Below are 13,034 nucleotides of genomic sequence, written 5' to 3'. Positions count from 1 at the left end.
CGGGCGGCGGAATGGGGGCCGTCCGTCCCGGGTCCCCGGTCGCGGGCCCTGGTTCCGGCGTTCAGTCCTGAGGGGTCAGCGTTGCCATGATGCGGTCGAGGGCGGCGAGGTCGGCGGGCGGGAGGGCGAGCAGCGCCGGGGGAGGGGTGCCGAGGATGGTGTCCGCCCGGGCGGCGGCCCGCCTGCCCTCCTCCGTGGCGGAGACGATCTTGCCGCGGCGGTCGGTGGGGTGCTGGCGGCGCTCCACCAAGCCGCGCTTCTCCAGGTCGTCCACCACCAGGGTGAGGTAGGGGCGGTCCGAGGCCAGCTCGGCGGCGAGTTCGCTCAGCCGGGCCGGCGCGGTGGCCACCCGGCGCAGCGCCTTGACCCGGAAGAAGCTCATCCCGAGGGCGTCGGCGGTCTCCTTGCGGCGCTCGTTCCGCTCCAGCACGAGGGCCCGCAGCCCCCGCCAGACCCGCCCGGCGGCCTCGGCGTCTCCGGCTCCCGCCGGGGTACCAGCGCCCCTGGGTGCCTCGGCTTCCGACGTCCCGTCAGTGGCCTCCGCGCCCCGGGCCCCCGACGCAGCGCCGGCGACCGGGCCCCCAGGGGCGACCGGTTCCGGGTCGCCGACCGGGTCGGTGTCGGCAACCGGTTCCGCAACGCCGAGTGGTCCCGTGCCGCGGGCCGATCCCGTGGCCGCGGTCGGGTCGGCACCCGCGGCCGCTTCCGTAGCGCCCACCGGTTCCGCAGCCGCGGCCGGGTCGGTGCCCGCGGCCGGCTCCGTAGCGCCAACTGGTCCCGTGCCCGCGGCCAATCCCGTGTCGCCGGCACGGTCCGTACCCGCGGCCGGTTCCGGGCCGGCGGTCCGGCCCGGGGCGGCGACGGCGACGTAATCCGTGCTCATGACCTGCCCTGTTCTCATGACGTGCTCACCGCGATCCGTGCGTCGTCTGTGCCGCCCGCTTCGGCTGCCAGCAGCCCCGCCGTGCGGTCCGCGGTGGCGCGGGCCCAGCGGCCAGTGGTGAGCGTACCGAGGACGAGGACCGATACGCCGCAGCCCGTGATGATCCACCACGCGCCCGCGTGCAGCCCCGCGGCCAGCGCCGCGCCGAGGACCGCCACGCCCAGCGACTGGCCGACCTGGCGGCTCGTGGAGGCGACCGCCGCCGCCACCCCCGCCTGGGACCGCGGCATGCCGGAGACCGCCGTGTTGGTGATGGGCGCGTTGACCAGGCCGATGCCGATGCCGAAGAGCACGTAGGTGATGTAGAGCCGGGTGTCGGAGGCCTGCGCGTCGAAGGCCGCGAAGAGGACGCCGCTCGCCGTCAGCGCGGTGCCGGCGAGCACCAGGGGGAGCCGCGGCCCGCGCGAGGCCACCAGCCGCCCGGACAGCGGCGCGAAGACCAGTGTCATCACCGCCATCGGCACCATGTGCACCCCCGCGTCCAGCGCCGACATGCCCCGCTGGTCCTGCAGGTAGAGCGTGTTGAGGAAGAGGAAGCCGCCGAGCGACGCGAACGCGCTGACCGCGATCACCGTCGCCCCGCTGAAGGGCGCGCTGCGGAAGAACCGGGTGTCGATCAGCGGGTCGACCCGCCGCTTCTCGTACGACGCCAGTCCCACCGCCGCCAGCACGGCCACCACGAAGCAGCCGACGATCAGCGGGGACGCCCAGCCCGCGTCCGAGCCCTCGATGATCCCGTAGGTGACCGTACCCAGCAGCACGATCACCAGCAGCTGCCCCACCGGGTCCACCCGGCGGGCCCGCAGCGCCCGTGACTCAGGGACGAAGCGGGCGGTCAGGATCAGCGCGGCGACCCCGACCGGCAGATTGATCCAGAAGATCGACCGCCAGCCGACCGACTGCACCAGCGCCCCGCCGACGATCGGCCCGGCCGCCATACTGACGCCGACGACACCTCCCCAGACCCCGATCGCCCGGGCGCGTTCGCGTGCGTCGGAGAAGGTGTTGGTGATGATCGACATCGCCACCGGGTTGAGCATCGAACCGCCGACCGCCTGCACCATCCGGAAGACGATCAGCCAGCCGAGGCTCGGGGCCAGGCTGCACAGCAGTGACCCGATGGAGAAGAGCACCAGGCCGGTCTGGAAGACCCGCTTGCGCCCGATCCGGTCGGCGGTCGAGCCGGAGAGCAGCAGCAGCGAGGCCAGGACCAGCAGATACGCGTCGATCGTCCACTGGAGCCCGGAGACACTCGCGCCGAAGTCCTTCCGCATGGAGGGGAGGGCGACGTTGAGGATGGTGTTGTCCAGGCTGACGATCAGCAGGCTCATGCAGCAGATGGCAAGGATGAGCATGCGACGCCGATACGTCAGCTCCGGCATAGGTGGTGGCTCCAATGGTTGTACAAGTCAAATCATTTGAATCGTACAACCAGGTGTGGTCGGGCCTGTGACATCCCCATGAAGGGTGAGGTTGTCCACAGGTGAACCGGTGGTTGTCCACAGGCCGCGCTCTGCCGGCCGCGGGCTCCCCGCGCGGTACGTGACAATGGACGCATGACCGCTGAAGCCACCCTCGCCCCGCCCGCGACCGGCGCCCTCCGGATCGGCCCGCACACCGTGTGGCCGCCGGTCGTGCTCGCCCCCATGGCGGGCATCACCAACGCGCCCTTCCGCACGCTGTGCCGGGAGTTCGCCGAAGGTGTGCGCGGTTTCGGCGGGCGTGCCGCGGCCGGCTCCGCCCCCGCCCCCGTCGCCGGGCCGGGCCGCAAGGGGCTTTTCGTCAGCGAGATGATCACCACCCGGGCGCTGGTCGAGCGCAATGAGAAGACCATGCAGCTCATCCACTTCGACGCCGCCGAGACCCCGCGCTCGATCCAGCTCTACGGCGTGGACCCGGTGACCGTCGGCAAGGCGGTCCGGATGATCGTGGCGGAGGACCGGGCCGACCACATCGACCTCAACTTCGGCTGCCCCGTGCCGAAGGTCACCCGCAAAGGCGGCGGCTCCGCCCTTCCGTTCAAGCGGAATCTGCTCCGTTCGATCCTGCGCGAGGCGGTCGGCAACGCCGGGGACCTCCCGGTCACCATCAAGATGCGCAAGGGCATCGACGACGACCATCTGACGTATCTCGACGCGGGCCGGATCGCGGTGGAGGAGGGCGTCACGGCGGTCGCCCTGCACGGCCGCACCGCCGCGCAGCACTACGGCGGCACCGCGGACTGGGACGCCATCGCCCGCCTCAAGGAGCACGTTCCGGAGATCCCGGTGCTGGGCAACGGCGACATCTGGTGCGCCGAGGACGCGGTACGGATGATGCGTGAGACCGGCTGCGACGGCGTGGTGGTCGGGCGCGGCTGCCTGGGCCGCCCGTGGCTCTTCGGCGACCTGGTGGCGGCCTTCGAGCCGGGCGGCGTCCAGGCCCCGGCCACCCCGGACTTCGGCCAGGTGGCGGCGGTGATGCGGCGGCACGCCGAGCTGCTGGGCCGCTGGATCGGCGACGAGGCCCGCGGGGTGATCGACTTCCGCAAGCACGTCCCCTGGTACACCAAGGGCTTCGCGGTCGGCTCCGAGCTGCGCCGCGCGCTCGCCACCGCGTCCTCGCTCGCCGAGCTGGACGACCATCTCGGCAGGCTCGACCACGACCAGCCCTGGCCGGCGCACGCGGACGGCCCGCGGGGCCGGACCGCCCCCGGCAAGCGGGTGATCCTCCCGGACGGCTGGCTCGACGACCCGTACGCGTGCGCGGCGCTGAGCGAGGACGCGGAGTCGGACACCTCGGGCGGCTGAGGCCGCCGGGGCCCCGGACGGGGCGCTTGCCGGGTGGGCGCGTCCCCGGCGGACGCGCCCCGGGGCGCCCCCGGCGGACGCGCGTCGGCGCGTCCCCCGGCGGATGCGCGTCAGGCGGTGCGGAACGGGCGAACGCGTGTCCGATACGTAGGCGGGCTACGTCCGAAGGATGAGACGCGGTGCCCCCGAACCACGTGATTCGCGCCACGCCTGATGCCCACTTTGCTCAAATGAGCGCACATGCGAGCGCGGCACCTCTCGAATGCACGGCACTGCGTGCCACCCTCCTTGTCTCCACCCCGTCGGCCCCGTCGTCACCGAGCGTGCGGAAAAGCACCGCCGGACCTCGCTGCCCGAAGTCGTCCCTTCGACTCGTGAACGAAACGGCCCGCCCCGACCCGTCCCCCGACTGCTTTCGATCTGACGGCAGACGGGCGGTTACACCCGTGTGTCGAGGTGATGGACGTACTTCAGCGCCTTGGAGATGGGTACGCTCCCCGCCGTCAGGGCATCCAGCCGGACCCCCAGCCGCAACCCGGCCGCGAGGATCGCGAGGAGTCGAGGACCACGTGTCGGCATCAGAGAAGCAACCGAAGTTCGTCTACGACTTCACTGAGGGCAACAAGGACCTCAAGGACCTGCTCGGCGGGAAGGGTGCGAACCTCGCCGAGATGACCAACCTCGGACTGCCCGTCCCTCCGGGCTTCACCATCACCACCGAGGCGTGCAGGGTCTACCTGGAATCCGGTGCGGAGCCCGCGGCCCTGCGCGACGAGGTGAGTGCGCACCTCGACGCGCTGGAGCAGCGGATGGGCCGCACGCTCGGCCAGCCGGACAACCCCCTGCTGGTGTCGGTCCGTTCGGGCGCCAAGTTCTCCATGCCCGGCATGATGGACACCGTCCTCAACATCGGACTCTCCGACGCCTCGGTGGCCGGCCTCGCCGCCCAGCTGGGCGAGGAGCGGTTCGCCTGGGACTCCTACCGCCGGCTGCTGCAGATGTTCGGCAAGACCGTGCTCTCCGTCGACGGCGACCTCTTCGAGGAGGCGCTGGAGCAGGCCAAGCGGGCCAAGGGCGCCGACAGCGACCTCGGTCTGGACGCCGCCGACCTGCGGCAGCTGGTCGAGGACTTCAAGGAGATCATCGCCAAGGAGGCCGGCCGGGAGTTCCCGCAGGAGCCGCGCGAGCAGATGGACCTCGCGGTGCGGGCCGTCTTCGACTCCTGGAACACCGAACGCGCCAAGCTCTACCGCCGCCAGGAACGTATCCCCGGCGACCTCGGTACCGCCGTCACCATCTGCTCGATGGTCTTCGGCAACCTCGGCCCCGACTCCGGCACCGGGGTCGCCTTCACCCGCGACCCGGCCAGCGGCCACCAGGGCGTCTACGGCGACTACCTGCAGAACGCGCAGGGCGAGGACGTGGTGGCCGGCATCCGCAACACCGTTCCGCTCGCCGACCTGGAGAAGATCGACAAGCCGTCGTACGACCGGCTGATGGCGATCATGGAGACGCTGGAGACGCACTACAAGGACCTCTGCGACATCGAGTTCACCATCGAGCGCGGCCACCTGTGGATGCTCCAGACCCGGGTCGGCAAGCGCACCGCGGCCGCCGCCTTCCGGATCGCCACCCAGCTCGTCGACCAGGGGCTGATCGATGAGGCCGAGGCGCTGCAGCGGGTCAACGGCGCGCAGCTCGCCCAGCTGATGTTCCCCCGGTTCGAGGATTCGGTGGCCGACAGCAGCTCGGTCCAGCGGATCGGCTGGGGCATCGCGGCCTCACCGGGCGCGGCGGTCGGCAAGGCGGTCTTCGACTCGTACACCGCGGTGAAGTGGTCGCGCTCGGGCGAGCGGGTCATCCTGATCCGCCGCGAGACCAACCCCGATGACCTCAACGGCATGATCGCCGCCGAGGGCATCCTCACCTCACGCGGCGGCAAGACCTCGCACGCGGCCGTCGTCGCCCGCGGCATGGGGAAGACCTGCGTGTGCGGCGCCGAGGAGCTGGAGGTCGACACCAAGCGGCGCCGGCTCACCGCCCCCGGTGGCGTGGTGATAGAGGAGGGCGACGTGATCTCGATCGACGGCTCCACCGGCAAGGTGTACGTCGGCGAGGTCCCGGTCGTACCGTCCCCGGTGGTCGAGTACTTCGAGGGCCGGATGCACGCCGGCGCCGAGGAGGCCGACGAACTCGTCCAGGCGGTGCACCGGATCATGGCGTACGCCGACCGGGTCCGCCGGCTGCGGGTACGGGCCAACGCCGACAACGCCGAGGACGCCTCCCGGGCCCGGCGGTTCGGCGCGCAGGGCATCGGACTGTGCCGCACCGAGCACATGTTCCTCGGCGAGCGGCGGGAGATGGTCGAGCGGCTCATCCTCGCCGACACCGACACCGAGCGGAACGACGCGCTCGGCGCGCTGCTGCCGCTGCAGAAGGCCGACTTCATCGAGCTCTTCGAGGCGATGGACGGACTGCCGGTCACCGTACGGCTGCTGGACCCGCCGCTGCACGAATTCCTGCCGGACATCACCGAGTTGTCGGTACGGGTGGCGCTGGCGGAGGCGCGGAAGGACGAGAACGAGAACGATCTGCGGCTGCTCCAGGCGGTCCACAAACTGCACGAGTCCAACCCCATGCTGGGCCTGCGCGGGGTGCGCCTGGGGCTGGTCATCCCGGGCCTGTTCGCCATGCAGGTACGGGCGATCGCCGAGGCCGCGGCGCACCGGCATGCGGCCAACGGCGACCCGCGCCCGGAGATCATGATCCCGCTGGTCGGCACGGTGCAGGAGCTGGAGATCGTCCGCGAGGAGGCCGACCGGGTGATCGCCGAGGTCGAGGCGGCGACCGGCACCTCGCTGAAACTGGCGATCGGCACCATGATCGAGCTGCCCCGGGCCGCGCTGACCGCCGGCCAGATCGCGGAGTGCGCGGAGTTCTTCTCCTTCGGCACGAACGACCTCACCCAGACGGTGTGGGGCTTCTCCCGGGACGACGTCGAGGCGTCCTTCTTCACCGCCTACCTGGAGAAGGGCATCTTCGGGGTGTCCCCGTTCGAGACGATCGACCGCGACGGGGTCGGGGCACTGGTCCGCTCCGCCTGCGAGGCGGGCCGCGCCACCCGCCCCGGCCTCAAGCTCGGCATCTGCGGGGAGCACGGGGGCGACCCCGAGTCGGTGCACTTCTTCCACGACGCCGGGCTCGACTACGTCTCCTGCTCACCGTTCCGCATCCCGGTCGCCCGCCTCGAAGCGGGGCGCGCGGCGGCGAAACCCCGATGACCCCCTGACCGGGTCGGTCCCGGCAGCCGGCGGCGCCCCTTGCCCTGGGGGCCCAACCCTCACCGCCCGGCCCCGCTACCGACCCACCCCGGCCGGGGACGGCGCTTCGTGCGGAGGCGCCGCCCCCGGCTTTTCCCTGCTCCAGACAGGCCCGCGCAGTCCCCGGGGCGGGCGGTGGGAGATCGTGTTGCCGGAGAGGCGATCTCACGCGCTGGACGGAGGAGAGCATGGTGGTTGGGGAGACGGTGGTGCGGCGGGCGACCGCGGCGGACCGGGGGGCGTGCGAGCGCCTGTGGCTGATGTTCCGGCACGACATGTCGGCGTTCACCGGTGAACTGCCCGCGCCGGACGGGACGTTCCGCAGCGAGCGGCTGGCCGCGGCGTTCGGGGAGGAGGGCTGGGCGCCGTATCTGTTCACCAGCGAGGAGCAGCCGGTCGGCTTCGCCTTCGTGCGGGGACTGGACGGGCCGAAGCGCGTGCTGAACAGCTTCTTCGTGGTGCACGGCGTGCGGCGCGGCGGGGTCGGACTGCGCGCCGTACGAGCGGTCTTCGCGGCGCACCCGGGACCGTGGGAAGTGGCCTTTCAGGACGTCAACGTGGGCGCGGTCGCCTTCTGGCGGCGAGTCGCCACGGAGGTGGCCGGACAGGCGTGGACGGAGGAGCGCAGGGCGGTGCCGGGGCGGCCCGACGTGGCGCCGGACCGGTGGATCTCCTTCGAGGTGTGACCCGCCGGGGCCGGTCGGGCCCCCGGGCGTGCGACCGGCGGCGAACGGCGGCGGCCGTGCTGCCCTGGAGCAGCAGGTCGCCGCGTTCGCCGCCGGAATGGCGGTTCATCTCGCCCATGAGGAGGCCGCGTTGCCGCCCGCCCTCACCGGCGCCGGTCCGCTATGAGGCCGAAGGCGAAGCGGATGCCGACGCCGAGCCGGTCGGGGCGGCCGTGGGAGGCGGCCCGAAGGTGACGGTGACGGTCGTGAAGCCCAGCGACGTCAGCATCTGGGAGAGCATCGACCGCGTGTTGGTCTCCGCCCGCGTCCCCAGCTCCGTCTGCTTGGCCGCGTCCTGGATCTTCTGCGCGGCCAGTTCGTTCATCTGCTGCATGTTGCCGGTGTCGCTGCCGAAGAAGTCACCTATCCGGTCGAAGAGGCCCCGCTGCTGCGAGACGACGTACGAGTGCTTGGTGTCGAGCGACGTCCGCTCCAGTGCCGCGTGCGGCAGCCGGATCGACGCGCTCTTGCGGTCGTCGGAGACGGTGACCGCGTTGTCACCGATCGAACCGAGGTCCACATAGGCGTCCACGCTGCCGGCCCCCACATACAGGGTCCGCTTGCCGCGGACGACGTCCGGCAGGAACTTGGCGTCCTTGTCCAGGTCCACCACCACCTCGAAGTTGCCGCTGGCGCCCTCGAAACGGTTCATGTCCTGGATGGACTTCAGCAGCACCGGGCCGCTGCGGTCTGTCGTCTTCTCCTCGAACGGGTTGGGGATGCCGGGCAGCAGGTCCGCCCGTCCGAGCAGAAAGAAGAGCAGTCCCAGACCCACCACCCCGATAATGATCTTGGCCCACAACGGGGTCCGGGTCACCGTGATCTGCTGCGTCTCCATGACACACCTCCTCATCCGCTCAATTACCCTTCGGCGACCGGGTCATGACGTCAACTGACCTCGTAGAGCCTGTTGTTGCCCACCTGTTGCCCGCCGGTCGGTTGCCGGTGACCCCTGCGTGACAGATGTGACCCGAGGCCCCTTGCGGGCCGTACGGGATCGTACGGGACAGCTGATTTCGGGCCGGACGCCGAAGGTTGCGGAGGGGGCAGCCGGGCCGTCTCGCTCCCGGTTCCGTCACCCCTGCCCGGCTACGATCGCTCCCATGAGTGCCACCAGTCCTGCCCGTTCCCGTGGCGACCGGCCGGAATCCGCCGCGGGCGGCACCGCCACCCTCGCCGAGATCGCGCGGGCCGCCGGGGTGTCGGCCCCGACTGTTTCGAAAGTGCTCAACGGCCGCGGCGACGTCGCCCCCGCCACCCGCAGCCGGGTCGAGGAACTGCTGCACCGGCACGGTTACCAGCGGCGGCGCGGGAGCCTGCAGGCGGCGCCGCTGCTCGACCTGGTCTTCCACGAACTGGAGAGCTCCTGGGCGATGGAGGTGATCCGCGGCGTGGAGAACGTCGCCCGGCAGGAGGGGATGAGCGTGGTCCTCTCCGAGTCGGCCGGGCGGCTCACCCCTGGCCAGACCTGGGTGGACGGGGTGCTCGCCCGCCGGCCCACCGGCGTGATCCTGGTGCTCTCCGGCCTCGACCCGGCCCAGCGGGCCCAGCTCACCAGCCGCGACATCCCGTTCGTGGTCCTCGACCCGGCCGGCGACCCCGGCGACGACGTCCCGGCGATCGGCGCCACCAACTGGCAGGGCGGCCTGGCCGCCACCCGCCACCTGCTGGAACTCGGACACCGCAGGATCGGCGTGATCGGCGGTCCTGACGGCATCATGTGCAGCCGGGCCCGGATCGACGGCTACCGTGCGGCGCTGGAGACCGCGGGCATCGCCTTCGACCCGGCGCTGGTCGCGTCCGGCGACTTCCACCACGAGGCCGGATACACCAAAGGGCTGGCGCTGCTGCGGATGCCGGACCGTCCGACCGCCGTCTTCGCCGGCAACGACCTTCAGGCGCTGGGACTTTACGAGGCCGCGCGCGAGCTGGGCCTGCGGGTGCCGCAGGACGTGAGCGTGGTCGGCTTCGACGATCTGCCGCTGGCCCGCTGGATCAGCCCGCCGCTGACGACGGTACGACAGCCGCTCACCGAGATGGCCGAGGCGGCCGCCCGGCTGGTGCTGGACCTGGGCCGGGGGAAGCAGCCGGGCACGCTGCGGATGGACCTGGCGACCCGGCTGGTGGAGCGCGCCAGCAGCGCGCCGCCGCACGCGGTCTGAGCCCGGCGGACCCCGCGCGAAATGGCCCGGCGGGCTTCCAACTGCCCGCGCCCCGCGTGGGTCTCCCGCCGCCCGCACCCAGCGCGGGGCCTCGAACCACCCGCGCCCCGCGCGGCCCTCACACCGCCCGCACCCGGTACACCGCCACCGCGACCGCGTCGTCGTCAAGGCAGCGCCCGTCCGCCAGGTCGAACCGCTGCTTGAGCAACGGCGAAGCCACGTAAGGACGGCCGCCCGCCGAGCCCAGCAGGCCGTGGCAGAGCACCCCCGCGCCGGTGAACGGATCGACATTGCCGATCGCGTGGAGCCGGTCCGCCCGGTCCCTGAAGAGCGCGGCCTGGACGCCGCCGGGCAGCAACGCGGCCACCCCGCGGCCCGGTTCGAGCAGATCCACCGGGCAGACCGGCAACCAGCCATCAGGGGTGAGCACTTCCACGGTGCGGGCGGCGGGCAGGGTGGTGGTCATACGGTCACCGTCTCCTGAAGGGTGAGCAGCGGGGGCTCGGGCCTGATCTGGTCGCGTTCGGCGACGAACCGGACCGTCGGGTCGGGGGTGCCGGGCGCGTTGACGAAGGAGACGAACCTCCGCAGCCGCTCCGGGGCGCCGAGGGTGTCCGCCCACTCGTCGCGGTAGCCGGCCACGTGCGAGGCCATCAGCGCCTCCAGTTCCCCGCAGATGCCCAGCGCGTCGTGCACCACCACGTCACGGACGTGACCGAGGCCGCCGGGGAGGCGTTCGAGCCAGGTGCTGGTGCGCTCCAGGCGGTCGGCGGTGCGGATGTAGAACATCAGGAACCGGTCGATGAGCCGGACCAGTCCGGTGTCCGAGAGGTCCTGCGCCAGCAGGTCCGCGTGGCGCGGGGTGGCGCCGCCGTTGCCGCCGACATAGAGGTTCCAGCCGGTCGCGGTGGCGATCACCCCGAAGTCCTTGCTCCGTGCCTCGGCGCACTCCCGGGCGCACCCGGACACCCCGGACTTCAGCTTGTGCGGTGAGCGCAGACCCCGGTAGCGCAGCTCCAGATCGATCGCCATCCGTACGCTGTCCTGCACGCCGTAACGGCACCAGGACTGCCCCACGCAGGACTTCACGGTCCGCAGCGCCTTGCCGTAGGCGTGCCCGGACTCGAAGCCGGCGTCCACCAGCCGGCGCCAGATGAGCGGCAGCTGCTCCACCCGGGCACCGAACAGGTCGATCCGCTGACCGCCGGTGATCTTCGTGTAGAGGCCGAAGTCCCGGGCCACCTCGCCGATCACGATCAGCTTCTCCGGCGTGATCTCACCGCCCGGGACGCGCGGCACGACCGAGTACGAGCCGTTCTTCTGCATGTTGGCCAGGAAGTGGTCGTTGGTGTCCTGCAACGCGGCCTGCTCGCCGTCGAGTACGTGCACGGGCGCGCCGATCGCCGGGGCCAGGGACGCCAGCAGCGAGGCGACCGCGGGCTTGCAGACCTCGCAGCCCTCACCGCCGCGCGCCTCCTCGCGGCCGTGGCGGTCGAGGAGTTCACGGTAGGAGGTGATCCGCAGCGCGAGCACGATCTCGTACAGCTCGGCGCGAGTACGGGCGAAGCACCGGCACAGGCCCTTGTCGACCGTGACGCCGTGGGCAGCGAGTTCCGCGTCCACCAGGTGGCCCACGACCCGCACGCAACTGCCGCAGCCCGTACCGGCCTTGGTGCGCCCCTTGACGTCCGCGAGGGTGGTCGGGCCGTCGACCGCGCCGCGGATCGCCCCCTTGGTGACGTGGTGGCAGCCGCAGACCACCGCCTCGTCCGGCAGGGCGGCCGGCCCCAGGGACACCGCGCCGCCGGCACCGGCCGGCAGCACCAACTGCCCAGGGGCGACCGGCGGTACGGTCCCGGTCAGCGGGCGCAGCACACCGTACGACTCGACGTCCCCGACCAGGACCCCGCCGAGCAGGGTGCCGTCCGCGCCGACCACCAGCTTGCGGTAGATCCCGGCGCCGGCGTCCGCGTACCGCACATCCAGACAGCCCTCGGTGCCGCCGTGCGCGTCACCGAAGCTCGCCACCCCCACCCCCAGCAGCTTCAAGCTGGTGGACAGGTCGGCGCCGGTGAAGGCGGCCTGGCCGCCTGCGATGGTGCGCGCCGCGGTCTCCGCCATCGCGTTTCCCGGCGCCACCAGGCCGTACACCCGGCCGTCCGCGGCCTGGGCGCACTCGCCGATCGCGAAGACCGCGGGGTCGGCGGTACGGCAGGAGGCGTCCACCACGACGCCGCCGCGGTCGCCGACCGGCAGCCCGCAGGCGCGCGCCAGGTCGTCGCGCGGCCGTACCCCCGCGCTGAAGACCACCATGTCGGTGGCGAGCCGAGTGCCGTCGGACAGGTCCATGCCTGCCACCCGGCCCCCCGGGCCGAGGACGATCTCCCGCGTCCCGACACCCGTGTGCACGCGCACGCCCAGCCGCTCGACCGCCCTGCGCAGCGCTTCGCCGCCGCCCTCGTCCACCTGCACCGGCATCAGCCGCGGTGCGAACTCCACCACGTGGGTGTCCAGTCCGAGCCCCCGCAGCGCCCCGGCGGCCTCAAGTCCCAGCAGCCCGCCGCCGACCACCGTCCCGGTCCGCGCGCCCTTCGCGTACGCCTCGATCGCCAGGACGTCCTCGATCGTCCGGTACACGAAGCAGCCGGTCGCGTCCCGGCCGGGAACGGGCGGGACGAAGGGGGAGGAGCCGGTGGCCAGGACGAGGGTGTCGTAGCGGACGGTCAGCCCCGAACGGGCCGTCACCGTACGGGAGACGCGGTCGACCGAGAGCGCGGGGTCGCCGAGGTGCAGTTCGATGCCGTGCCCGGCCAGGAAACCGGCCTCGACCAGGGAGAGTTCCGCCGGGCGCACGCCTTCGGAGAAGTACGAGGTCAGGTGCACCCGGTCGTACGCGGGCCGGGGCTCCTCGCAGAGCACCACCACCCGGGCCCGCCGGGTGACCCCGTTCCCGGCCAGCGCCTCCAGGAAGTGCTGGCCGACCATCCCGTGACCGACCAGCACGATCGTCGTCCGCGGCGCGCTCGTAGCCATCGTCACAAACCTCCGTCGTGGTGAGTCTGGCACCGAGCGTGCCCGCGGGCTGTTTCCCGCCC

9 protein-coding genes are annotated in these 13,034 nt (G+C 72.3%); 4 read left to right on the top strand and 5 right to left on the bottom strand.

Going from position 1 to position 13,034, the window contains the following annotated elements:
• Nucleotides 1-61: 61 nt before the first annotated feature.
• Nucleotides 62-430: a MarR family winged helix-turn-helix transcriptional regulator gene (locus tag OG552_RS11255; RefSeq protein ID WP_329131815.1), complete on the bottom strand. Its 369-nt coding sequence runs from the start codon at nt 428-430 to the stop codon at nt 62-64.
• 467 nt (nt 431-897) lie between these two features.
• On the bottom strand, nt 898-2,325 hold the full coding sequence (locus OG552_RS11250; RefSeq protein WP_329131813.1) for a DHA2 family efflux MFS transporter permease subunit: 1,428 nt from the start codon (nt 2,323-2,325) through the stop codon (nt 898-900).
• Between the two features lie 174 nt (nt 2,326-2,499).
• On the opposite strand from OG552_RS11250, the gene dusB reads away from it, so the two are divergent.
• The 3 genes from dusB to OG552_RS11235 all read left to right on the top strand — a co-directional run bounded on the left by dusB (nt 2,500) and on the right by OG552_RS11235 (nt 7,738).
• Nucleotides 2,500-3,732, top strand: coding sequence for a tRNA dihydrouridine synthase DusB (gene dusB / locus OG552_RS11245; RefSeq protein ID WP_329131811.1), 1,233 nt, complete (start codon nt 2,500-2,502; stop codon nt 3,730-3,732).
• Between the two features lie 569 nt (nt 3,733-4,301).
• A complete protein-coding gene (gene ppdK, locus OG552_RS11240; RefSeq protein WP_329131809.1) occupies nt 4,302-7,013 on the top strand; it encodes a pyruvate, phosphate dikinase in 2,712 nt (903 codons plus the stop codon).
• A gap of 227 nt (nt 7,014-7,240) precedes the next feature.
• The gene (locus OG552_RS11235; protein ID WP_329131807.1) at nt 7,241-7,738 is read left to right on the top strand and encodes a GNAT family N-acetyltransferase; all 498 of its coding nucleotides are present in this window, start codon (nt 7,241-7,243) and stop codon (nt 7,736-7,738) included.
• A 160-nt stretch (nt 7,739-7,898) separates the two neighbouring features.
• On the opposite strand, the gene OG552_RS11230 is transcribed toward OG552_RS11235, so the two are convergent.
• The gene (locus OG552_RS11230) at nt 7,899-8,615 is read right to left on the bottom strand and encodes a DUF4230 domain-containing protein (RefSeq protein WP_329131805.1); all 717 of its coding nucleotides are present in this window, start codon (nt 8,613-8,615) and stop codon (nt 7,899-7,901) included.
• A 265-nt stretch (nt 8,616-8,880) separates the two neighbouring features.
• Between OG552_RS11230 and OG552_RS11225 the strand changes: the two genes are divergently transcribed.
• Nucleotides 8,881-9,939: a LacI family DNA-binding transcriptional regulator gene (locus tag OG552_RS11225; RefSeq protein WP_329131804.1), complete on the top strand. Its 1,059-nt coding sequence runs from the start codon at nt 8,881-8,883 to the stop codon at nt 9,937-9,939.
• Between the two features lie 118 nt (nt 9,940-10,057).
• Here the strand turns inward: OG552_RS11225 and nirD are convergent, their stop codons facing one another.
• Together nirD and nirB are read right to left on the bottom strand one after the other, a co-directional pair.
• Nucleotides 10,058-10,405 (bottom strand): nitrite reductase small subunit NirD, encoded by a 348-nt coding sequence (gene nirD / locus OG552_RS11220; RefSeq protein ID WP_329131802.1) that lies wholly within the window; start codon nt 10,403-10,405, stop codon nt 10,058-10,060.
• Complete coding sequence (gene nirB, locus OG552_RS11215; RefSeq protein ID WP_329131800.1) at nt 10,402-12,972, bottom strand: nitrite reductase large subunit NirB; 2,571 nt, start codon at nt 12,970-12,972, stop codon at nt 10,402-10,404. Before nirB ends, nirD begins: the two co-directional genes overlap by 4 nt.
• Nucleotides 12,973-13,034: the final 62 nt, after the last annotated feature.

It is taken from the genome of Streptomyces sp. NBC_01476 (assembly GCF_036227265.1).
Lineage (GTDB): Bacteria > Actinomycetota > Actinomycetes > Streptomycetales > Streptomycetaceae > Actinacidiphila.
The sequence above is the reverse complement of the archived record's forward strand: the minus strand, read 5'-3'. Positions and strand labels throughout refer to the sequence as shown.

Bases quoted from the DNA above. Each gene is read 5' to 3' on its own strand.
- dusB (WP_329131811.1), top strand. From the start codon at position 2,500: ATGACCGCTGAAGCCACCCTCGCCCCGCCCGCGACCGGCGCCCTCCGG.
- nirB (WP_329131800.1), bottom strand. From the start codon at position 12,972: ATGGCTACGAGCGCGCCGCGGACGACGATCGTGCTGGTCGGTCACGGG.
- OG552_RS11225 (WP_329131804.1), top strand. From the start codon at position 8,881: ATGAGTGCCACCAGTCCTGCCCGTTCCCGTGGCGACCGGCCGGAATCC.
- OG552_RS11235 (WP_329131807.1), top strand. From the start codon at position 7,241: ATGGTGGTTGGGGAGACGGTGGTGCGGCGGGCGACCGCGGCGGACCGG.
- OG552_RS11250 (WP_329131813.1), bottom strand. From the start codon at position 2,325: ATGCCGGAGCTGACGTATCGGCGTCGCATGCTCATCCTTGCCATCTGC.
- OG552_RS11230 (WP_329131805.1), bottom strand. From the start codon at position 8,615: ATGGAGACGCAGCAGATCACGGTGACCCGGACCCCGTTGTGGGCCAAG.
- nirD (WP_329131802.1), bottom strand. From the start codon at position 10,405: ATGACCACCACCCTGCCCGCCGCCCGCACCGTGGAAGTGCTCACCCCT.